Annotated in this window: 19 protein-coding genes; 10 read left to right on the top strand and 9 right to left on the bottom strand. The window is 70.6% G+C overall.

Translation table 11 applies throughout. The features are described from left to right. Window positions 1-196: 196 nt before the first annotated feature. Window positions 197-1,075 carry an IS5 family transposase gene (locus IGA62_RS14425; protein WP_377464837.1) on the top strand — a complete coding sequence of 293 codons (879 nt, stop codon included), beginning with the start codon at window positions 197-199 and terminating at the stop codon, window positions 1,073-1,075. A 19-nt stretch (window positions 1,076-1,094) separates the two neighbouring features. On the opposite strand, the gene IGA62_RS14420 is transcribed toward IGA62_RS14425, so the two are convergent. The 3 genes from IGA62_RS14420 to IGA62_RS14410 form a co-directional block, all read right to left on the bottom strand. After that, a complete protein-coding gene (locus tag IGA62_RS14420) occupies window positions 1,095-1,505 on the bottom strand; it encodes a VOC family protein (protein ID WP_145820865.1) in 411 nt (136 codons plus the stop codon). Window positions 1,506-1,695: 190 nt separating this feature from the next. Next, on the bottom strand, window positions 1,696-2,070 hold the full coding sequence (locus IGA62_RS14415; RefSeq protein WP_145820867.1) for a type II toxin-antitoxin system VapC family toxin: 375 nt from the start codon (window positions 2,068-2,070) through the stop codon (window positions 1,696-1,698). After that, window positions 2,067-2,321, bottom strand: a complete 255-nt coding sequence (locus IGA62_RS14410) for a type II toxin-antitoxin system Phd/YefM family antitoxin (RefSeq protein ID WP_132405220.1) — start codon at window positions 2,319-2,321, stop codon at window positions 2,067-2,069. Before IGA62_RS14410 ends, IGA62_RS14415 begins: the two co-directional genes overlap by 4 nt. Window positions 2,322-2,550: 229 nt before the next feature. Between IGA62_RS14410 and IGA62_RS14405 the strand changes: the two genes are divergently transcribed. After that, entirely contained in the window at window positions 2,551-3,303 is a 753-nt protein-coding gene (locus IGA62_RS14405; protein WP_145820869.1) for a GH25 family lysozyme, read from the top strand. Between the two features lie 100 nt (window positions 3,304-3,403). Here the strand turns inward: IGA62_RS14405 and IGA62_RS14400 are convergent, their stop codons facing one another. Then, window positions 3,404-5,494, bottom strand: coding sequence for a prolyl oligopeptidase family serine peptidase (locus tag IGA62_RS14400; RefSeq protein WP_232625013.1), 2,091 nt, complete (start codon window positions 5,492-5,494; stop codon window positions 3,404-3,406). Between the two features lie 312 nt (window positions 5,495-5,806). Here IGA62_RS14400 and IGA62_RS14395 point away from each other — a divergent pair, with 312 nt between their 5' ends. Beyond that, entirely contained in the window at window positions 5,807-7,561 is a 1,755-nt protein-coding gene (locus IGA62_RS14395) for a vWA domain-containing protein (protein ID WP_145820871.1), read from the top strand. Window positions 7,562-7,566: 5 nt separating this feature from the next. Here the strand turns inward: IGA62_RS14395 and pflA are convergent, their stop codons facing one another. Then, window positions 7,567-8,322, bottom strand: a complete 756-nt coding sequence (gene pflA / locus IGA62_RS14390) for a pyruvate formate-lyase-activating protein (protein WP_145820874.1) — start codon at window positions 8,320-8,322, stop codon at window positions 7,567-7,569. Window positions 8,323-8,351: 29 nt separating this feature from the next. Next, window positions 8,352-10,595: a formate C-acetyltransferase gene (pflB, locus tag IGA62_RS14385; protein WP_145820876.1), complete on the bottom strand. Its 2,244-nt coding sequence runs from the start codon at window positions 10,593-10,595 to the stop codon at window positions 8,352-8,354. Between the two features lie 116 nt (window positions 10,596-10,711). On the opposite strand from pflB, the gene IGA62_RS14380 reads away from it, so the two are divergent. Next, on the top strand, window positions 10,712-12,166 hold the full coding sequence (locus tag IGA62_RS14380) for a hypothetical protein (RefSeq protein WP_145820878.1): 1,455 nt from the start codon (window positions 10,712-10,714) through the stop codon (window positions 12,164-12,166). Between the two features lie 141 nt (window positions 12,167-12,307). Here the strand turns inward: IGA62_RS14380 and IGA62_RS14375 are convergent, their stop codons facing one another. Further along, the gene (locus IGA62_RS14375; protein ID WP_232625012.1) at window positions 12,308-12,634 is read right to left on the bottom strand and encodes a hypothetical protein; all 327 of its coding nucleotides are present in this window, start codon (window positions 12,632-12,634) and stop codon (window positions 12,308-12,310) included. Window positions 12,635-12,783: 149 nt separating this feature from the next. On the opposite strand from IGA62_RS14375, the gene IGA62_RS14370 reads away from it, so the two are divergent. Then, window positions 12,784-13,254, top strand: a complete 471-nt coding sequence (locus IGA62_RS14370) for a GNAT family N-acetyltransferase (protein WP_145820881.1) — start codon at window positions 12,784-12,786, stop codon at window positions 13,252-13,254. A 23-nt stretch (window positions 13,255-13,277) separates the two neighbouring features. Here IGA62_RS14370 and IGA62_RS14365 read toward each other — a convergent pair whose 3' ends face one another. Then, entirely contained in the window at window positions 13,278-13,919 is a 642-nt protein-coding gene (locus tag IGA62_RS14365; RefSeq protein ID WP_145820883.1) for a LysE family translocator, read from the bottom strand. A gap of 218 nt (window positions 13,920-14,137) precedes the next feature. Here IGA62_RS14365 and IGA62_RS14360 point away from each other — a divergent pair, with 218 nt between their 5' ends. From IGA62_RS14360 to IGA62_RS14345, 4 genes are all read left to right on the top strand, one after another. Further along, window positions 14,138-14,878 carry a hypothetical protein gene (locus tag IGA62_RS14360; RefSeq protein WP_145820885.1) on the top strand — a complete coding sequence of 247 codons (741 nt, stop codon included), beginning with the start codon at window positions 14,138-14,140 and terminating at the stop codon, window positions 14,876-14,878. Between the two features lie 151 nt (window positions 14,879-15,029). Beyond that, entirely contained in the window at window positions 15,030-15,992 is a 963-nt protein-coding gene (locus IGA62_RS14355; protein ID WP_145822228.1) for an L-threonylcarbamoyladenylate synthase, read from the top strand. 114 nt (window positions 15,993-16,106) lie between these two features. Next, complete coding sequence (locus IGA62_RS14350; RefSeq protein ID WP_145820887.1) at window positions 16,107-16,376, top strand: hypothetical protein; 270 nt, start codon at window positions 16,107-16,109, stop codon at window positions 16,374-16,376. Beyond that, window positions 16,376-17,410: a hypothetical protein gene (locus tag IGA62_RS14345; protein WP_145820889.1), complete on the top strand. Its 1,035-nt coding sequence runs from the start codon at window positions 16,376-16,378 to the stop codon at window positions 17,408-17,410. Before IGA62_RS14350 ends, IGA62_RS14345 begins: the two co-directional genes overlap by 1 nt. Window positions 17,411-17,531: 121 nt before the next feature. On the opposite strand, the gene IGA62_RS14340 is transcribed toward IGA62_RS14345, so the two are convergent. Further along, window positions 17,532-19,967: a glycoside hydrolase family 65 protein gene (locus tag IGA62_RS14340; RefSeq protein ID WP_232625076.1), complete on the bottom strand. Its 2,436-nt coding sequence runs from the start codon at window positions 19,965-19,967 to the stop codon at window positions 17,532-17,534. A gap of 243 nt (window positions 19,968-20,210) precedes the next feature. Between IGA62_RS14340 and IGA62_RS14335 the strand changes: the two genes are divergently transcribed. Next, window positions 20,211-20,846, top strand: coding sequence for a phosphatase PAP2 family protein (locus tag IGA62_RS14335; RefSeq protein ID WP_145820893.1), 636 nt, complete (start codon window positions 20,211-20,213; stop codon window positions 20,844-20,846). The last annotated feature ends 1 nt before the right edge of the window (window position 20,847 follow it).

The raw sequence follows: 20,847 nt of genomic DNA, 5'->3' as shown, positions 1-20,847 counted from the left end.
GTCAAAGCGCCGCTGTGGCGGTGTCCGCCGGGGGCAGGGTCCGCGACGCGAGAGCCAACTAAGGCGTGTTTCGTAAGTCAGGCTGACAGCGTCGAGGTCACGGCGTGGCGGTGATCGACAGCTGAAGAGGTCTCCGGTATCTGGTTCTGCGACCAAGCAAGAACTTCATACCGGAGACCTCGTGTCCAGCGTAGCGGTGACGAGGCGGCATGACCTGACCGACAGGCAGTGGGCTGTTCTGGCTCCGCTGCTGCCTGCCGCGCCGAGGACGGGTCGTCCGCCGAAGTGGGAGAAACGGCAGCTCATCGGAGGGATCCGGTGGCGGATCCGGGTCGGTGCCCCGTGGCGTGATGTCCCGGCCGAGTACGCGCCCTGGCCCACCGTCTACGGTCTGTTCCGTCGCTGGCAGCGTGACGGGACCTGGGACAAGATCCTGTCCGCGTTGCAGGCCGCTGGCGACGCGACCGGCCGCATCGGGTGGACGGTGAGCGTGGACTCGATGACCAGCCGCGCCCACCAGCACGCCGCCGGCGCCCGCAAGGTCGGGCATCTGCAGAAGGAACCGCCCGGCGGCGTGCACGACGAACCGGCCGATCACGCGCTGGGCCGCTCGCGCGGTGGGCTGACCACCAAGACCCATCTGGCCTGCGAGCAGGGACAGAAGGTCCTCTCCCTGATCGTGACCGCCGGGCACCGTGGTGACAGTCCGCAGTTCATTCCCGTCCTGCGTCGCATCCGCGTGAACCGTCTCGGCGTGGGCCGGCCCCGCACCTGCCCCGACCTGGTCCTGGCCGACAAGGCCTACACCAGCCGCGGCAACCGAGCCCACCTGCGCTCACGCGGGATCAAGGCATGCATCCCCCGCAAGGCCGACCAGGACGCCCACCGCAAGGCCAAAGGCTCCAAGGGCGGGCGCCCGCCCGCGTTCGACAAGGACCTCTACCGGCTACGTCACGCCGTCGAGAACGGCATCAACAGGCTCAAACGCCACCGCGGCGTCGCCACCCGCTACGACAAGCTCGCAGTCCGCTTCCAAGCCGTCCTGACCATCACCATCATCACCGAGTGGCTCTGACCGGCTTATGAAACACGCCTTAGTCGCTCTTGGACCAGATGAGCCCCTGGTCGGTCCAGGCAACACCCTTGTTGCGGCACAGGCAGAAGGGGTGACCGATGGGGTCGGTGTAAACGCGCCAGCCGTAGCCGTCGGGGCCGATGGAGTCCTGCTGCAGGGTCGCGCCGAGGGCCAGGACGCGGCTTTGTTCGGCCTCGATGTCGTCGACTTCGAAGTCGAGGTGGAACTGCTTGGGGTGCTCGCTGTCGGGCCACTGCGGGGCGCGGTAACCCTCCACCCGGATGAAGGCCAGCTCGATCTCGCCGAACTGGATACCGGCCCAGTTCTCGTCGCTGCCCTCCTTGACCGCGCGACCCGTCACCTCGGAGTAGAAGGCCGCCAGCTTCATCGTGTCTGGGCAGTCGATGATGAAATCGGTGAGTCGCAGCATCAGGCGATCTTGTCACAAGATCGATAAGCCGGACTTTGAGACAGGTTCTAGCTTGGAACCGGGAGTGTCGACGTCCCGACCGAGTCCGAACGGCCTACCGGTCCAGCGCGCTACCGAGCCGCTTGAGCGCTTCGCGGGTGGCCGCCGCATGCCCGGGGTGCCGGTTCAGCGGCTGCGGGAGCCGCCACCCTCACACCTTCAGGACATCTACGTCGTACAGCGCTATCGACGCGTCGCGGGAGGCCAGAGTCATCTTTTCGACGGTCGCCTGGGCCAGCAGCATGCGGTCGAAGGGATCGCGGTGATGCGGTGGCAGGCGACCGGCGGCGATGGCGTGGGCGTGGGTTACCGGGAGTGCGCGAAAGCCCATGTCCCTTACCCGCTCGGCCAGGTCAGGGGGGCCGGCGAGCTTTCCCGCGCTCTGCTTGATGGTGATCTCCCACAGGCTGACCGGGGAGAGGAAGATGTCCGGGTCGTGGCGTAGCCGATCGAGGAACTCGTCGCCGAGAGTCGCATCACCTGTGATGGCCCACAGTGCGACATGAGTGTCCAGCAGCAGGGTCATGCGCCGATGCCGAAGTCAGCGGCGATCTCGGCGTTGGTCTGGGGTGAGTCCCAGTCGCCGGAGAGATCCAACTGACCGGCGAGAGAGCCGACTGCGGTGCGGTTGGCCCGCCGCACCAGCGGCACGACCTTCGCCACCGGAGTGCCTGCCCGGTCGATGATGATCTCCTCGCCGCGTTCCACCCGCTCGATGATGCGCGACAGGTGGGTCTTGGCATCGTGCATGTTGTAGTGCACGGCCTCAGCTGACATGACGCACCCTCCTCGGTTAGCTAACAGCTTAGCCTGCCTGAATCCCATGCCGTCGCGGATCCGTACAGGCTGCCGAGCCGCTTGAGGGCGTCGCGGGTGGGTGTGCTGCGAACCCCGTCCCGGCACGACCCGACCCCAGAAATCGGCCGATTCGCGGAACTCGGGTTGCCCCTGCGCACGGCCGCCTCCAACGATGAGTGCCGTTCCATCGATTTCTTTGGAGGCATCAATGGCCCGTACCGGATCGTCCCTTCGCCGGCTCCTCGCCGGCGCCCTCGCCACAGTCGCCACGGCGGCGGTGGCAGTCGTCGCGACCGCGGCCCCGGCGTCCGCTGCCACCGTTCCCGGCGTCGACGTCTCCAACTGGCAGGGCTCGATCAACTGGACCAGCGTCCGCAACTCGGGCATCCAGTTCGCCTACATCAAGGCCACCGAGGGCACCAGCTACAAGGACCCGCGCTTCAACACCAACTACACCAACGCCTACTACGCGGGCGTGATCCGGGGGGCGTACCACTTCGCCCGCCCGAACATCTCCTCCGGCGCGGTCCAGGCCAACTACCTCGCCAGCAACGGCGGCGCATGGTCCGCCGACAGCCGCACCCTGCCCGCCGCCCTCGACGTCGAAGGCAACCCGTACAGCGGCGGATACTGCTACGGCCTGAGCACCACCGGCATGCGCAACTGGATCCAGGACTTCCTCAACACCTACCGCTCCCGCACCGGCCGCTACGCCGTCATCTACACCACCACCAGCTGGTGGAACCAGTGCACCGGCAGCTGGACCGGCCCGTGGTCCAAGCACCCGCTCTGGATCGCCCGCTGGTCCAGCAGCCCCGGCACCCTGCCGGCCGGCGCCCCGTTCTGGAGCTTCTGGCAGTACACCGACTCCGGCACCGTCTCCGGCATCAGCGGCGGCGTCGACCGCAACTACTGGAACGGCGACCGCTCCCGCCTGATCGCCCTGGCCAACAACACCTGAGCCTGAAGCGTCCGGAGAGACGGAAGGTCTCGACAGTGGGCGCAGGGCGTACTCCTGTGCCCACTGTGAGGTTGCGACCCGACCGGCACGGAGGACCCGGTCAGGCCACGGCCTGGGTCGTGCCGACCGGCGTCGCCGACTGACGCGGTACGGCGGGACGCGTCGCCCCGGCCAGCCGCTGCCAGAGGAACTCCAGCGTCAGCGCCCACACGAAGGCTCGTTGCTCGTTGTTCGCCGCGGCACCGTGCCCGCCTTCGACGTTCTCGTAGTACGACACGTCGTAGCCGTGCTCGCGGAGCCGGGCCGCCATCTTGCGGGCGTGCCCCGGGTGCACCCGGTCGTCCCGGGTCGAGGTGACGAGCAGCAGCGGTGGGTACGGTCGACCAGGGCGGACGTTGTGGTACGGCGAGTACTCGCGCAGAAAGGCCCAGTCCGCCTCCCGGTCGGGATCGCCGTACTCGGCCATCCAGGAGGCGCCGGCCAGCAGCCTGTGGTAGCGCCGCATGTCGAACAGCGGCACGTGGGCGACCACCGCGCCGAACAGCTCCGGGTAGCGGGTCAGCATCACCCCCATCAGCAGCCCGCCGTTGCTGCCGCCCTCGATGCCGAGCCGTTCCGGCGTGGTGATGCCACGCGTCACCAGGTCGGCCGCCACCGCCGCGAAGTCCTCGAACGCCCGGGGCCGCTTCTCCCGCAGGGCGGCACGATGCCACTCGGGGCCGTACTCCCCGCCGCCGCGGATGTTCGCCACGACGTACGTGCCGCCCCTGGTCAGCCAGGCCCGACCGATGGCACCGCTGTAGTGCGGGGTCTGCGACACCTCGTATCCGCCGTAGCCGGTGAGCAGCGCCGGCACGCCGGTGGCGCGGGGATCCCCGACCACGAAGTACGGCACCCTCGTGCCGTCCGCCGAGGTCGCGAAGAACTGGCGTACCGCCATGCCGTCCGCGTCGAAGAACGCCGGCTCCCGCTTGAGCGTCTCGACCGGGCCCCCGACCTGCCCGAGCCGGAGCGTCGCCGGTCGGAGGAAGCCTTGCGAGGCGAGCAGGTAGGCGTCGCTGCGGTCGGGGTCGGTGTCGACGACGAAGCTGTGGTCGTCCTCCGGCACGCCCACGAGTGGCGCACGCTGCCACTCCGGGTCGCCGGGCGTCAACACCTCCAGCTGGCTCCGCACGTCGACCGTGGTGGCCAGGATCAGATGGTTGCGGGTCCAGGAGTGGTGGCTCAACGCGGTGCGGGGGTCGGGCCGGAAGAGCACCGTCATGTCCCGCGCACCGGCGAGGAACGCGTCGAACCGGGTCGCCAGCAGCGCGCCCGCGGGATGGGTCACCCCGTCGAGCGTCCAGGGCGACCGGAGCCGGATCACCAGCCATTCCCGGTGCACGTCCCACCGGGCGTCCGCCGGCACCGGAATCCGGACCAGCTCGCCCGCCGCCGTCAGCAGGTGGTTCTCCGTCCGGTAGAAGTCCAGGTACCGGACGACGAAGTCACGGGCGAACCCGGGCGTCGGATCGTGCGAGGCGTACACCTCGATGTCATCCGGCTGGCCCTCGTAGACGACCTCGGCCTCCGACAGCGCGGTGCCGCGCCGCCACCGTTTGACGATCCGGGGGTGACCGGAGGTGGTCAGCGACCCGGGCCCGAAGTCGGTGGCGACGAAGACGTGGTCCTGGTCGATCCAGTGGACGTGGCTCTTGGCCTCCGGAACGCGGAAGCCGTCCTCGACGAACGAACGGCGGTGCAGGTCGAACTCCCGGACCACCGCCGCGTCGGCACCGCCCCGGGACAGGCTGATCAGGACACGCTGGTGACCGGGCCGCAGGCAGTGGGCACCGCTCCAGACCCAGTTCTCCCCCTCCCGCGCGGCCAGCTCGTTGACGTCGAGCAACACGTCCCACTCGGGCTCGGGTCGGCGGTACTGCTCCGCCGTCGTACGCCGCCACAGTCCACGCGGGTGCGCGGCGTCCCGCCAGAAGTCGTAGTAGAAGCCGTCCCCACGCCAGGCCGGGTAGGAGATGCGCTCGTCGGAGTCGAACACCTGCCGGATCGCCGCCAGCAGGCCGGCGAACGTCTCGCCGTCCGTCAACGCCGCGACGGTCTCGGTGTTGCGGTCCCGCACCCACCGGGCGGCGTCGCCGCCGTCAAGGTCCTCCAGCCACAGGTACGGGTCGTCGCCCTCGCCGCTCACCACCCTGGTAACTATCCCCGACGCGTCAGTCGTCGCCGTACCCGCCCGCTGTCGGAAGTCAGCCACCCGCGGCCGGAACGAACGACACGCCGAAAGGTGAGGGGGCTTTCGTGCTGGCGGGGCCGTGGCACGATACCTCTGTCGTCCGTCGCATCGACGCGGCTCTAGGGTTTCGGTGAAGTGACGACGGCTGGGCTGACAGGGGGCAGCGATGCCGGCGCCGCCGAGTGTGCACGATCCGCGCCCCGCGGGGCCCTGCAAGGCCGGCTCGGTGGCTGATGTCGACGCCGTCAGCCGACACCCCGGAGGGACCACATGGTTTCAGGTCGACCGACTGCCCAGCCGTGGTTGCCGTACACGGCGGCCGTCGTGGCCGGCTTCGCGGTCATCGCGGCGGCCTACCTGATCGTCCGGCCGGCGGCGGACGTCGCGTGCACGCCGCTGGAGGTCAGCTCGTCGATCGAGAAGGACGTGCTCATCGGCGAGCTGGCCGAACGCTACAACAGGAGCGATCGGCGGGTCGGTGGCCGGTGTGCCGAGGTGACCGTGCACGGCCTCGCCTCCGGTGCGTCGGCGGACGCGCTGGACGGCGACTGGGCGGTCAAGCAGCCCAACCTGCCACGGCCACAGGTGTGGTTGCCGACGTCGAGCCTGTGGACCGGGCAGCTGACGTTGCTGGACGAGGCCGCCGGGCGTCCGGCGCAGACCCCCGGCCTGTACCCGTCGATCGCGAACAGTCCGCTGGTCATCGCCATGCCGAAGCCGAAGGGTGAGCTGATCCAGCAGCAGGGTCCACTCGGCTGGGGCGAGATCCTGGGCTCGTCCGGGCGCACGGGCTGGGCCGCCTTCGGTCGGCCCGAGTGGGGGCGGTTCACCTTCGGCAAGGTCAACCCGCACCAGTCAACCTCCGGACTGGCGGCCACGATCGCGACGTACTACGCGGCCATCAACCGGGCCAGCGACCTCACCGAGAGTGACCTCGCGAATCCGGCGGTGACCCAGTTCGTCCGCCGCATCGAGGCCAACGTGTCCCACTACAGCGACGACATCGTGGACCTGCTGAAAGACCGCGCCGAGGCGGACCTCGCCGGCACGGCGGCCCCGACGGACATGAGCGCGGTGGTGACGCAGGAGGAGTTGGTCCACCAGTACAACGAGGGGGAGCTGAGCCCGACCCGGGGCGAGAAGCCGAAGGTCCCGCTGGTCGCGATCTATCCGAAGGAGGGCACGTTCAACCTCGACCACCCGTACGTGGTGCTCCCCTCGGCCAGCCCGGAGCAACGTGACGCCGCTGCCGACTTCCTCGCGTTCCTCCGGGAGCCGCCGCAGCAGCAGAGCTTCAACCGGCACGGGTTCCGCGACCACGAGCGGAACGCGTCGGACCCGCTGATCGCCTCCGTCCGCGGGCGCGGGGCCCCGGATCTCACCTACTTCGAACCGCCGGATCCCACCGTGGTCAAGGCGATCCTCACCGGCTGGGGCACGCTGCGCAAGAAGGCCAACATCCTCCTGGCCGTCGACACGTCCGGTTCGATGAACGCGAAGATCGGCGACCGGACCCGGTTCCAGGTGGCGACCAGAGCCGCCGCCAAGGGCTTCGGCCTGCTGAACTCCGAGGACCAGGTCGCACTCTGGTCGTTCTCGTCGGAGACGAGACAGCGGCCGAAGTCGCCGTACAGCGAGGAGGTCCGGCTGTCGGCGTTCGACCAGAAGGCGCTCACCAGCGAGATCGACAATCTCCACGTCGAGGGCGGCACCGCCCTGTACGCCACCGTCCGGGCGGCACACCGGCACATGCGCGACAACTATGACCCGTCCCGGATCAACGCGGTGGTCGTACTGACCGACGGCCAGAACGAGTACAACAAGGACAACGACCTCGCCCGGCTGCTCCGAGATGTCGCGTTGGATCCGGAACGACCGATCAAGATCTTCTGCATCGCCTTCGACGAGAAGTCCGATTTCGGGACGCTGGACCGGATCGCCAAGGCGTCCGCGGGCAAGGCGTTCGACGCCCGGGACCCGGCGAAGATCGACGACGCGTTCGTCAAGCTGGTCAGCAGCTTCTGAGTACCTCAGTACACGGTGAGGCCACGCTCGGCGAACTGGCCGCGTACGCGGGCTGTCAGCTCCGGGCTGGGCGGTGCGGTGTCCGCGAGCGGAAAGGCGATCCCCAGCTCGGCGTACTTGTGTGCGCCGAGCCGGTGGAAGGGCAGCACCTCGACCCGCTGGACGGTGGCCAGTCCGGCGGCGAAGTCCGCGACACCGGCGACGTTGTCCACCGCGTCGGTGAGGCCGGGCACCAGCACGAACCGGATCCAGATCGGCGTGCCGCGTTCGGCCAGCCGGCGGCCGAACCGCAGTGTCGGGGCGACCGAGCCGGTCCGGGTGACCTGCCGGTACGTCGTCGGGTCCCAGGACTTGACGTCCAGCAGCACCAGGTCGGTGGTGTCGAGCAGGGCGTCGTCGGCCCGGTCACCGAGAAAACCCGAGGTGTCCAGCGCGGTGTGCAGCCCGAGGTCGTGGCAACGGCGCAGGACCTCGCCGGTGAAGCGCGGTTGCTGCAACGGCTCGCCGCCGCTGAGGGTCACCCCACCGTTGGCCACGCTGATGAATCGCCGGTACCGCTCGATCTCGGTCATCAACTCGTCCACCGTGCGCTGCTGCCCACTGCGCCGGTACCAGGTGTCCGGGCTGTGGCAGTACTGGCAGCGCAGCGGGCAACCGGCGAGGAAGGCCACGAACCGGGTGCCCGGACCGTCCAGTCCCACCGAGATGTCCCACGAGTGCACCGATCCGGTCACCTCCGCCCCGGTCCGTGCCGGTGGCATGGGTCGGGGCGGAGGTGTCGGTCGCGCGGTCACAGCGACCCGTGGAAGGTGCGGGACACCACGTCCCGTTGCTGCTCGGGGGTGAGCCGGACGAAGTTCACCGCGTACCCGGAGACCCGCACGGTCAACTGGGGATGGCGTTCCGGGTGGGCCATCGCGTCGAGCAGGGTGGCCCGGTCCAACACGTTGACGTTGAGGTGGAACCCACCGGCGTCGGTGTAACCGTCGAGCACCCCCACCAGGTTGTCGACCTGCTCCTGCCGGGTCCGCCCCAACCCGTCCGGGGTGACCGTGGTGGTCAGGGAGATGCCGTCCCGGGCCGCGGAGTACGGCAGCTTCGCCACCGACAGGGCTGCCGCCACCAGACCGTGCCGGTCCCGCCCGTTCATCGGGTTGGCGCCCGGCGCGAACGGCTCCCCGGCCCGTCGGCCGTCCGGGGTGTTGCCCGTGTGCCGGCCGTACACCACGTTCGACGTGATGGTCAGCACCGACATGGTCAGCTCGGCGTCGCGGTACGTGCGTTGCCGGCGCAGCTTCTCGGCGAACGTCTCGGTCAGCCACACCGCGAGGGAGTCGGCCCGGTCGTCGTTGTTGCCGTACGTCGGGGGCTCGCCGTCGACGGCGTAGTCGACGGCCAGCCCGGTCTCGTCCCGCAGCACCTTCACCGTGCCGTACCGGATCGCGGCGAGGCTGTCCACGGCGACGGAGAGGCCGGCGATGCCGGTGGCCATGAACCGGCGCACCGGGTGGTCGTGCAACGCCATCTCCAGCCGCTCGTAGGCGTACCGGTCGTGCTGGTGGTGGATCACGTTCAGCGCGTCCACGTACGTCTCGGCCAGCCAGTCCAGCGTCCGGTCGTACGCGGCGAGCACCTCGTCGTACGCCAGGGTCTCGCCCTGGACCGGCGGCATGGCCGGGGCGACCTGGTCGCCGGTGATCTCGTCCCGGCCGCCGTTGATCGCGTAGAGCAGCGCCTTGGCGAGGTTGGCCCGAGCACCGAAGAACTGCATGTCCCGACCCACCCGCATCGCGGAGACACAGCAGGCGATCGCGGTGTCGTCGTCGTACGCCGGGCGGATCAGGTCGTCGTTCTCGTACTGGATGGCACTCGTGTCCATCGACACCTGCGCGCAGAACCGCTTGAACCCCTCCGGGAGCTGCGGCGACCAGAGCACCGTCAGGTTCGGTTCCGGCGCCGGACCGAGGTTGTAGAGGGTCTGGAGGTAACGGAAGCTGGTCCGCGTCACCAGCGGCCGGCCATCGGTGCCCATCCCGCCGAGGGCCTCGGTCACCCAGGTCGGGTCGCCGGAGAAGAGCTGGTCGTACTCGGGGGTGCGGAGGAACCGGATGATCCGCAGCTTGATCACGAAGTCGTCGACCAGCTCCTGGGCACCTGCCTCGGTCAGCCGTCCCTCAGCCAGGTCCCGCCGCAGGTAGACGTCGATGAAGTTCGCCGTCCGTCCGAGCGACATCGCCGCGCCGTTCTGCTCCTTCGTCGCCGCCAGGTAGGCGAAGTACAGCCACTGGATCGCCTCCTGGCCGGTCCCGGCCGGCTCGGAGATGTCGTATCCGTAGCTGGCGGCCATCTCCTTCAGCTCGCCCAGCGCGCGGATCTGCTCGGCCAGCTCCTCCCGGTCCCGGATGACCGCATCGGTCGACGGCCGGTCGTCCAGGGCCGCCCGCAGGGTCTTCCGTTCGGCGACCAGCCGGTCGACGCCGTACAACGCCACCCGGCGGTAGTCGCCGATGATGCGTCCCCGGCCGTACGCGTCCGGCAGCCCGGTGATGACGTGCGAGCGCCGCGCAGCCAGCACGTCGGCCGGGTACGCGTCGAAGACCGCGTCGTTGTGCGTCTTGCGGTGGTTGGTGAAGATCTCGTGGACCCTCGGGTCGGCCTGGTAGCCGTACGCCTCGAGTGCGGCTTCCACCATCCGCAGCCCGCCGGCCGGCATGATCGCACGACGCAGTGGCGCGTCGGTCTGCAAGCCGACGATCAGCTCCTTGTCCCGGTCGATGTACCCGGGCGCGTGCGCCGTGATCGTCGACGGGGTGGAGGCGTCGACATCGAGGATGCCACGGTGGCGTTCCTCGACGAACAGCTTCTCCAGCACGCCCCAGACGTCCAGCGTGCGGACGGTCGGCCCGGTGAGGAACGCGCCGTCCCCGCAGTACGGCTCGTGGTTGGTCCGGACGAAGTCGGCGACGTCGACGGTTTCCCGCCACATCTCGCCGGTGAAGCCGCGCCACGGGTCGACCCGTGTGGTGTCGATCATGATCTGTACCTCCGGACCAGTGGTGCCAACGGCCTCCGCTTCCACCACCAGCCTCGTCCGGCTCGGGCCGCACCGAGTAGGGGCGCAGGGCATCCGGTCCGGGACCAAAGACCCCGGTGTCGGGGGATCCTGCCCCGCCCGCCGCCGGTTTCGCGACCGCGATCGGTGACGGGCGTCCCGCGAATCGTCGGGACGTGCCGCCATCGTGCGGTTCGTCGATATTCCGCCTGCGGCACGAGGGCATTGATCTGCTGTTCTTTCCGGGCCGATTTCCTTCTGTCGCATTCACGGCGAAGAAAGGTCGCCCATCCGACACGACGACACGCCCTTTTGTTTTCCTCCGCCGCACCGAATTCGCCCTCCCTATCGCATGCTTGTCGGGCAGTTCGGCGCGCGACCGTGGGTGCCGCACCCCTTTGCGAGAGGAAACCGTCATGCAGCCCGATCCCCCCAAGCCGCCCACCATCCGCGACACCGTCCGCTCGAACGCCCTGTTCTACATGCGGCTCTCCCTGAGCTACTTCGACCTGGTCACCGGCATCACGGTCCGCAGCTACCGGCGCGACCGGTTCCACACCGCCTCGATCGGCAGCTCGATCGTCAAGTGGAACTACGACAACCCGGAGCAGGCGATTCGCGACCTGACCGCGAACAACGGCGAAGCGGTGATGAAATTCGTCGAGGCGGCCGCGCCCTACAGCAAGAAGCCCGGCAGGCTGGGCTCCTCCGGTGTCACCGACTGCCTGGTGGGTGAGGGCTTCCACATGTACACCCATGTCAGCAACGCGGTGCCGGTGCCCGCGCCGTTCCAGCCGGTGTTCGGCAACATCCGGTCGTGGCTGCCGTTCCGCGCCATGCTGTCGGTGTTTCCCCCGGCGGGCGGCGAGGTACCGGACCTCCCGCGGTTCGGTCGGCTGTTGATCGACGATCCCCTGGCCGAGGACCTGACCAGGGAGTGGGAACACGACCACGAGATCGTCGAATACCGGCAGAAGCGGCTGACCGGCGACGTTCCGGTTTCCGGGCCGGTGGCGCTGGGCAACGTTTTCGTCAAAGCCAGCCGCGCCACCATCCTCGATGGCCCCCGATACACCGTCCGCTATTCGTTGATGAGCACGTCGGAACTGCACGCCCTCGACGGTGAGGCGCTGTGGATGCAGGTCTACGACAAGACCGACCACACCACGGCGTTCCTGGCCGTCGGCGGTGGCCGCGACAATCTGTGGGGCATCGACAAGCTCAACAACCGTACCGCCGGTCTGGTCTTCTCGACCATGCACCACACCTTCGGCGCGTTGATGGGATCGGTCGCCAAGAGCAGCGACGGCGTCCGGGAACTCACCGACGGCGTGCCCGGAATCGCCTGGTCGCAGTCGTTGCAGCTGCTGCGGGACAATCCGGCGTTGGGCACCCGTCGAGGGCTCGCCGGTGGCTTCGACGTGCTCAGCCGGGTGGTCGCGTTGATGCGGCGCGGCGCGGGCATGAACGTCGTCGACAGCCCGGACGGCGACGACGACCTGGTCGAGATCAGCGTCACGGTCGATCCGCCGGTCACCAGGTTCGACGAGTAGTCGGGAACCCGGTCATCCGCTCGGGCCGTCGACGAGGATCCGACGCCGCGACCGACCGTCCGAGCGGATGCCGGGCCAGCCTGCGGGCGGGAGAATCCCGGAACCCCGCCATCGATCCTTGATGAGACAGACGTCGCGGAGTCAGGCGACCGTTCCCTTGACCGGCACGTGTCCACCGGACAACGCCCGGATGCGCGCCACCAGGGCGAGGACGAAGTCCTGGCGTTCGAAACGCCCGAAGCCCCCGCCGTGCCGGTACGCCCGCGCCTCGAAGAACAGGCACGCGCGCAGCACGTCCACGTCCTCACCGAGTTCCCCGGTGCGGTGCCAGCGCTCCTGCACCGACCGGACCGTCGGGGCGAGATCGGTCGGGCCGCCGTGCAGCTCGTAGCCGTTGTAGGTGTGCGCGAACCGGAAGAACTCCCCGCCGTCGGCACCCTCGTCCGGGACCCGTACCTGCTCGTCCACCAGCTGCTCCCAGCGTTCGTACCGTCGTCGTGGCGGGGACGTCATCGTACGGGCCGACGGTGGCGCCGGGCCGGACCGCGTACGGGAAGCTGGCGGCACATCGATTCGATCACACCGTCGAAGCCGGGGAACGGCCCTAAGGTACCGGCATGGCGACGCTGAGGCTCGTGCCGATGACCGGCGAGCAGTACGACCGGTACCGGCAGCAGGCGGAGGTCAGGTACGCGCGGAACATCGCCGACTCCGGCGACATGCCCCTGCCGGAGGCCCGGGAGAAGTCACGCCGGGACCACGAGCGGCTGCTGCCCGACGGCCTGGACACACCGGGCCACCAACTCTGGACCGCCTACGACGGCGATGCCGACGTCGGCATGTTATGGCTGCACGTCGAGCCGAAGTCGGACGGCCCGCACGCCTTCGTGTACGACTTCGAGGTGCGCCAGGACGTACGCCGGCAGGGCCACGGCCGCGCGATCATCGAGGCCGTCGAGGAGTGGTGCCGGGAGCGGGGAGTCGTCTCCATCGGCCTGAGCGTCTTCGGGTTCAACCTCGCGGCCCGGCGGCTGTACGAGCAGGTGGGCTTCGAAACCACCGCGATCCGGATGCGCAAGTACCTGTAAGCCCGTCGCCCCGGACGGGCCGGTCAGGTGAGCACGAGGCGTACCGCCAGCCCGACGAGGAGCGTCCCGGTCACCGCGTTGAGGCCCCGCCGCACGGCGGGCCGCCGGAACACCCGACGCAACGCCGACACCGCCAGGGCGACCAGCACGAACCATCCGAGGGTCACGGCGGTGGTGACGGACCCGACCACCACCCGGTCGAGCACCGACGGCGCGGCCGGCATGAACTGCGGCATCAGTGCGACGAGGAAGACGATCGCCTTCGGGTTGAGGATGTTGGTGATCAACCCCTGCCGGAACGCCGACCCCACCTGGCCCCTTCCTGGCGGCGGACCGTCCGGTCCCGGCTCGCTCGCCTCCTCCCCGCCACTGCGACGGCGCAGCGACAGGAGGGCCATGGCGCCGAGGTACACCAGGTACGCGGCGCCGAGGTAGCGGATCGTCGCGTACAGCCAGGGCGCGGCCGCGATGACCGCACCGACCCCGAGCAGCGCGGCGAGGGTGTTCACCGCCATCCCGCCGCCGATCCCGACACCGGCGGCGACGCCGGCCCGGCGGCCGTGCAGGGCGGCGTGCCGGGTGACCAGCGCGAAGTCCGGCCCCGGCGACAACGCGCCGAGCAGGACCACCAGCGCGTACGGAAGGACGTGCAGTTCACTGCTCAAGTCGGGCTCCCCGTAGCCGTCGTGGTGTGCCCCCTCCCACGACCGGCGGGCACGGACCGAGCCATCGACCGACCGGGGCGGTGTGGACAACCAGAGGGTACGAGGTGTTCATGTCGGGCTGCTGTGGATAACGCGGGTTCGGTCAAGCGGTGTTGCGAGTCTGGCGGAGCACCGTGGACTGGAGCGGAGTCCTCTGTCCGGTGCGGCAGAATGCCGGTGTGAGCGCGGAGGACGACGACGAGTTCGAGGAGGTGGCGAATGTCCTCCGGGGACGAACGGTGGTCGACGGGGAACTTCGCCCGGCGCTCGATGCGCTCGAGGCTCGGCTCGGTCAGCCCGTTGTCACCCTTACCTGCGGGGGCATGAACTCCGTGGCCGGCCACGGAGTCCCAGGCGTGGAGGTTCCGACCATGACCGCCTGGGTACGTGGCGCAGCACCCGACCATGAACGCCGTCGGCAGGCGGACGCGGTCCTTGATGAGATCGTTGCCGAGTTTGCTCCGTGGCGGTGGCGGCAGTTCACGGCACGGGCGTTGCGGGTGGGGAACCTCCCACGTTCGCGGGCCCGGCGCATCGCGGCACTTGCCGGCATCGAGTACGTAACCGATCCGATTCTGGGCGGGCTGGGGTACTTCGATGAGGAGGCCACGACACGCGTCATGGCAGCGATACCTCAGGAGCGGTGGGAGCAGTCCGGCGACGACTGGGGAGCCGGCGTCTGGACCATCGCGGTGAACGCGGATCTCCGCAGCGTCTCCGTATTCGTCCACACTGCGGCTGAGGCCGCGCAGCTTCAGCAGACGTCGCGATGGTACGAGTGGGAACGACAACTCCGTGCCCTGATCGCAGAAAAGGATGAGTTCGGGTCTACCAGCATCGTCCCGGTCAATGTCGCCCTTGAGAGCCGGGAATCACTCGAGTCCGACTGGCAAGGAAACTGGAGCTACTACTGGTACTGAGGTTTCGCGCCGCGCTTGCACCGCGCACAACCGAGATCCGAGGCTGACGCTGCGGTCCGCGCGTCGTCCCGTCGTCACGCCACCGCCCCCGTGCGGCCCGCCGCACCCAGGACGTTAGCGTCGGGGCATGAGTGCGAAGTCCGCGCCGGTGCTGCCGGCGGCCACCGGGGTGGCCGAGGCCGCCGCCGTCCTGCGGTCCGGCGGGCTGGTCGCCTTCCCCACCGAGACCGTGTACGGCCTGGGCGCGAACGCGCTCGACGCGCGCGCGGCGGCCCGGATCTTCGAGGCGAAGGCGCGGCCCAGCTTCGATCCGCTGATCACCCACCTCGCCGACGTCACCGACCTGACCGCGCTGGTCGGCGCGCTGCCGCCCACCGTGGCAGCGCTGGCCGAGCGGTTCTGGCCGGGGCCGCTGACCCTGATCGTGGACCGCCCGCCGACCGTCCCGCCGATCGTCACCTCCGGGCTGGACACGATGGCCGTCCGGGTGCCGGACCACCCGGTCGCCCGGGAGTTGATCCGGCAGGCCGGGGTGCCGGTGGCCGCTCCGAGCGCGAACCGGTTCGGCATGCTCAGCCCGACCCGGGCCGAGCATGTGGTGGCCGGGCTGGGCGACGCGGTCGACCTGATCGTCGACGGCGGGCCGACCCGGTGCGGCATCGAGTCCACGATCGTCGACGCGCGTGGCGGCCAGCCGGTCGTGCTGCGGCTCGGCTCGCTGCCGGTGGAGGCGCTGGTCGAGGCGATCGGCCCGGTCAGCGTACGGCCGGGCAGTTCCGGCCAGCCGGTCGCGCCCGGCACCCTGGCCGCGCACTACGCGCCCCGGACCCCGCTGCGGGTGGTCACCGCACCGGTCCCGGCCCGACCCGACGACGGCACGCGCGGGTACCTCGCCCTGCGCGATGCTCCCGAGGGGGCGTACGGGGCGGTGGAGGTGCTCTCCCCCGACGGTGACCTGACCGGGGCGGCGGCCCGGCTCTTCGACGCCCTGCACCGGCTCGACGCGACCGGGGTGACCGAGATCGTCGCCGAGCGGGTGCCCGACACCGGCCTCGGCCGGGCGATCAACGACCGGCTGCGCCGCGCCGCCGCCACCTGGCAAACGTCCGGATAGTCCCTCTCCGGCACACCCGGCGCAACCAGGAACCCGACTGACGACGGTCGATTCCGGAAAGCGACGTCCGTCGTTGGACCGGGAAAGGGTTCGAGCCGGAAAAGAGGACCCGCCATGGCCGTGCCGACCGTGACCGCGTCACTGGACGCGGCGACGTACGCGCCGGGGGACCAGATGCTCCTGACCGTCGCGTACGCCGACACCGACACCCAACCACTGACCGTCACGATCACCGTCACCGACGCCCGGGGCAACCACAGCACCCCGGTGATCGTCCCGATCGTCGTCGATCCCCTCGCCGTGACGGTGCACGACGACTCGGGACGCGCCTGGACCCGGGTGTCGGACACCGGCGCGGTCGTCGTGTTCCGGGCGGTGGCCTGATGCCCCGGATCACCGTGCGGGTCCGCGACGCCGCCGGCCAGGCGGCGACCGCCACTGCGGACTACCAGGTCGCCACCGTGCTGGGCGGCTACTACCTGGGCGGCAACGCCGACCCGACGGCCGACCTGGTTGGCGGACGTTTCCGGTCGCTGACCCAGTACCGCAGCCTCGCCGACGGGCACATCTTCCCCGGCTGGCAGAAGGACTGGCTGCTCGCCCTCGGCCGCTCCGGCGTGCGGGTCAACATGGTGCTGGAGCTGAAGCACTACGGCAACGCCAACACGGGTACGCAGACGTTCACGGTCGACGGGGTGACCTACACCGTCCCGGCCCCGTCGATGACGATCCAGCAGCGCCCCGGCACGACCTGGCCGAGGGCGTACGGGTACAGCCAGGTGCTCGCCGGGCACTGCGACGGGCTCCTCGCCCGGGCACTGTCCCAGTACCGGACCATGGGTTTCCCGGTGAACGTCCAGGTCGCCTCGGAACTGGACACCGACCACGAGTTCGGCACCACCGAGGCCGGTACGGCGTACAGCTGGGCCGAGTCGGACGCCCGCGCGGTGGCCGCGACGTCCTACGTCGTCGACTGGTTCCGCGCGCGGTCGCTCCCCACCGGCACCACCTTCTCGGTCGGCGTCGGCGGTTTCGACCGGTCCGGCTTCCGGCGGACCCACCCGGAGGCGCTGATGACCCGGCTGGACTTCCTCCAGTGGAACGTCTACGCCACCGACCCGGCGCACACCGCGCTGGCCCGCTTCCGCCGGACGAAGGACTGGGCGGTCGCCGACCTGGGGTCGGTGGCGCTCTCCCGACCGGTGCTGATCGCCGAGTGGGGCGTCCGGAAGGCGGAGTTCCCGAACCAGGCGACGTGGATCGCCACCGTGCCGGACGCGATCCGGCGCCTCAACCGGGAGGGCGGTCCCCGGATCGCGCGGACGAACTACTTCAACTCGGGCTGGGGCACGCTGATCCCGAAGGACACCGGGCTGGCCGCCCTGCGAGCCGCCTACGCGACCAGCCCGTACGCCTGACCGCTGCGGTGCCTGCGGGCACGGGTGGGGTGGTTGCAGGGGTTTCGGTGGTTGCAGGGGTCCCCTGCTCGACAAAATGCGGTAGCAAGGGCCCCCTGCAACCACAAGAGCCGGGGCGAGCTCAGTCCGCCGATCGGCGGGCTGGGCGGCGGCCCGGGGGCGTTGGCGGCTCCGGGCCCGGGTCGGGTGCGGCGGGCAGGGGGCGGACGCAGGGCGCGTCGCCGGTCACCCGGACGCGTTCGCCGTCGTGCCAGAGGTCGATCCCGGTCCCCGGTCCGGCCTCGGGCAGGTCGTACCGGACCTCCTCGGGGGCGATGGCCACCCGCAGCCGTTGCCCGTGCCAGAGCAGGCTGAACGCCAGCCGGGTGAGCCGCCGGGGCAGCCGGGGCGAGAAGGAGAGTTCGCCCCGGTCGTCGCGTAGCCCACCGAACCCCTGCACCAGGGCGACCCAGGCTCCGGCGAGCGCCGCGAGGTGCAGCCCGTCGGCGGTCTTGTCGCCGAGGTCCTCCAGGTCCTGGAGGACCGACTCGGCGAAGTGGTCGTACGCCAGGTCGAGGTGCCCGACCTCGGCGGCGAGCACCGCCTGGCCGGGTGAGGAGAGCGACGAGTCGCGGACGGTGCGGGCCTCGTAGTACGCGAAGTTGCGGGCCTTCTCCTCGGCGGTGAAGTCCCCCGGGCTGCGCAGCATGGCGAGCACCACGTCGGCCTGCTTGACCACCTGCTTGCGGTACAGCTCGAGGTACGGGAAGTGCAGCAGCAACGGGTAGTCGTCCTCGCCGGTGCTCTCGAAGTCCCACTCGGGGAGTTCGGTGAAGCCGGCCGACTGCTGGTGCACCCCGCGCTTCGGGTCGTACGGCAGGTGCACGGCGTCGGCGGCGGCCCGCCAGGCGGCCACCTCGGCGGCGTCCACCCCGAACCGGGCGGCCACCTCCGGGTGGGCCTCGGCGGCGTCGGCGGCACCGCGCAGGTTCCGCCGGGCCATCAGGTTGGTGAAGACGTTGTCGTCGACCAGGGCGGTGTACTCGTCCGGGCCGGTCACCCCGCGCAGGTGGAACGAGCCGGTGTCCGACCAGTGCCCGAAGCCGTGCCAGAGCCGGGCGGTCTCCACCAGCATCTCCAGGCCGGCGTCGACCAGGAACTCCTCGTCGCCGGTGGCCGCGACGTAGCGCAGCACCGCGTCGGCGACGTCGGCGTTGACGTGCAGCCCGGCCGTGCCCGCCGGCCAGTAGCCGGAGCACTCCCGGCCGCCGATGGTCCGCCACGGGAAGCTCGCGCCGGGCAGCCGTAGCTCCGCCGCGCGTTCCCGTGCCTCGGGCAGGTGGGCGTACCGCCAGCGCAGCGCCGACCGGGCCATCGCCGGGGCGACGTAGGTGAGCACCGGCAGCACGTACCCCTCGGTGTCCCAGAGCACGTGGCCGTCGTAGCCGTTGCCGGTGAGACCCTTGGCGGGGATGGTCCGGTCGCCCTCGGCCCGTCCCGCCTGGATCAGGTGGAACAGGGCGAACCGGGTGGCCTGCTGGAGTTCCGGGTCGCCGTCGAGCACCACGTCGGCGGTGGTCCAGGCCGCGTCGAGCCAGGTCCGCTGCTCGGCGACGAGGGCGTCCCAGCCGACCGACCGGGCCTCGGTGGCGGCGCGCACCGCCCGGGTGGCCAGCTCAATCGGGCTCTCCGCCCCGGTTCCCCCCGGGTCGTCCGCCGGGCGCCCGGCCGTCCCCGCCGGCTCGTGGCCCGTTCGCGCGGCCAGCTCGCCGTCCGCCCGCGCCGGGTCGCCGACGACGTCGGCGCGGGTGCACTCGTACGCCGCGAACTTGGTCAGCCGGAGCCGCTGCCGGGGGCGGAGCGGGCCGCTGAGAGTGAGCCGGAACCGGTCGGCCTCGCACCCGGTGTCGGTGGCGGTGGTGCCGGGGGCCTCGACGAGGTGCGCCACGGCGACGGCGACCCGCTGCCCGCTCCGGCCGGTGCGGTGCACCAGCACCCCGTCCAGTTCCTCGGACCGGCGGTACTCGGCGACCAGGGGATCGTCCAGGACGGTGGCGGCGCGGGGGTCGTCGGAGCGCTCTGGGACTCGCTGGTTGGCGAGCAGGTCGGAGCAGACCCGGACCTCGACCGGCCCGTCCAGTGCCTCCACCTCCCAGCGGACGGCGGCCACCGGGCGGTGCGCGAGCGAGACCAGCCGGGTGCTGCGGACGCGTACCCCGCGCCCGCCCAGGGAGATCCACTCGGTGTGCCGCTCCACCAGACCGGCCCGCAGGTCCAGCACCCGCTCGTGCCGGCGCAGCGTGCCGGTCCGTACGTCGAACGGCTCGCCGTCGACCCAGAGGCGGATCAGCGCGGCGTTCGGCGCGCTGACCACGGTGTCGCTGAGCTGGGGGAAGGCGTACCCGTCCTCGGGGTAGGCGAGTTCCCGCCGCTCGTGGAAGCCGTTGAGGTAGCTGCCCGGCATGCCGTACGGCTCGCCCTCGTCGAGGTTGCCGCGCCAGCCCAGCCAACCGTTGCTCAGCGCGAAGATCGACTCGGTCTCGGCGAGGCGGTCGGCGTCCTTCTCGGTTCGCCGGATCCGCCAGCCGTCGTCCCCGGCCCGGCGGTCGCCCGGCTGGTGGCCGCTGCCGGGCTGGTGGCCGCTGACGGTCGTGTCGGGCACACGGCCTCCTGGTGCAGAGATGCGCGAGACCCCATTCCAGCACCTCCGTCTGTGCGGTGGCTGAGACGAAAGTCAGGGATGGATTCCCACCTTCGCACACTGTGCCGGACTCAGCCCATTTCTACCGTCCGAGGCGACTGGAGGAGGTATGAGCAGTTGATGACGTCACAGTTGGTCGACACCCCGGGGGACGTGCCCCGGTTCAGCACGGAGTGGTACCGGGACATCGTCGAGTTCGCCGACCGCACGCCGGAACCGGTGCAGTGGTTCGCCGCGCACTTCACCGAGGGCTCGGTCGTCCTGTTGGGCCTGCTGTTCCTGCTGGCAGCCGGGCGACGGTTCGGCGGGACGTCCCGCGACCGGGCGGCGGCGCTGGTCGCCCCGGTGCCGGTGGTCCTCGCCTACGGCCTCAGCGAATGGATCAAGACCCTCGTCGACCAGGAACGGCCCTGCCGGGCTCTGACCGACCTGACCATCGTGGCCGGGCACTGCCCACCGACAGGAGACTGGTCCTTCCCGAGCAACCACTCCACGATCGCCGGGGCGCTGGCCGCGACCATCCTCCTCCTCAGGCCCCGGCTGGGGCTGCTGGCCGTCCCGCTGGCCCTGCTGGCCGCGTTCTCCCGCACCTTCGTCGGGGTGCACTACCCGCACGACGTGGTCGGTGGGGTGCTGCTCGGCGGACTGGTCGGCGCGGCGCTGCTGGTGATGCTGACCGGCCCGCTCGCCCACCTGCTGGACCGCCGCCGCACCGGCCCGCCGACGGAGACCCGCACCCCCACCAGGGCCCGGTAGA

The sequence above is a fragment of the Micromonospora sagamiensis genome (assembly GCF_014680085.1).
Taxonomy (GTDB): Bacteria; Actinomycetota; Actinomycetes; order Mycobacteriales; family Micromonosporaceae; genus Micromonospora; species Micromonospora inyonensis.
Note: the sequence above shows the minus strand (reverse complement) of the source record. Positions and strands in the feature narration are given on the sequence as shown.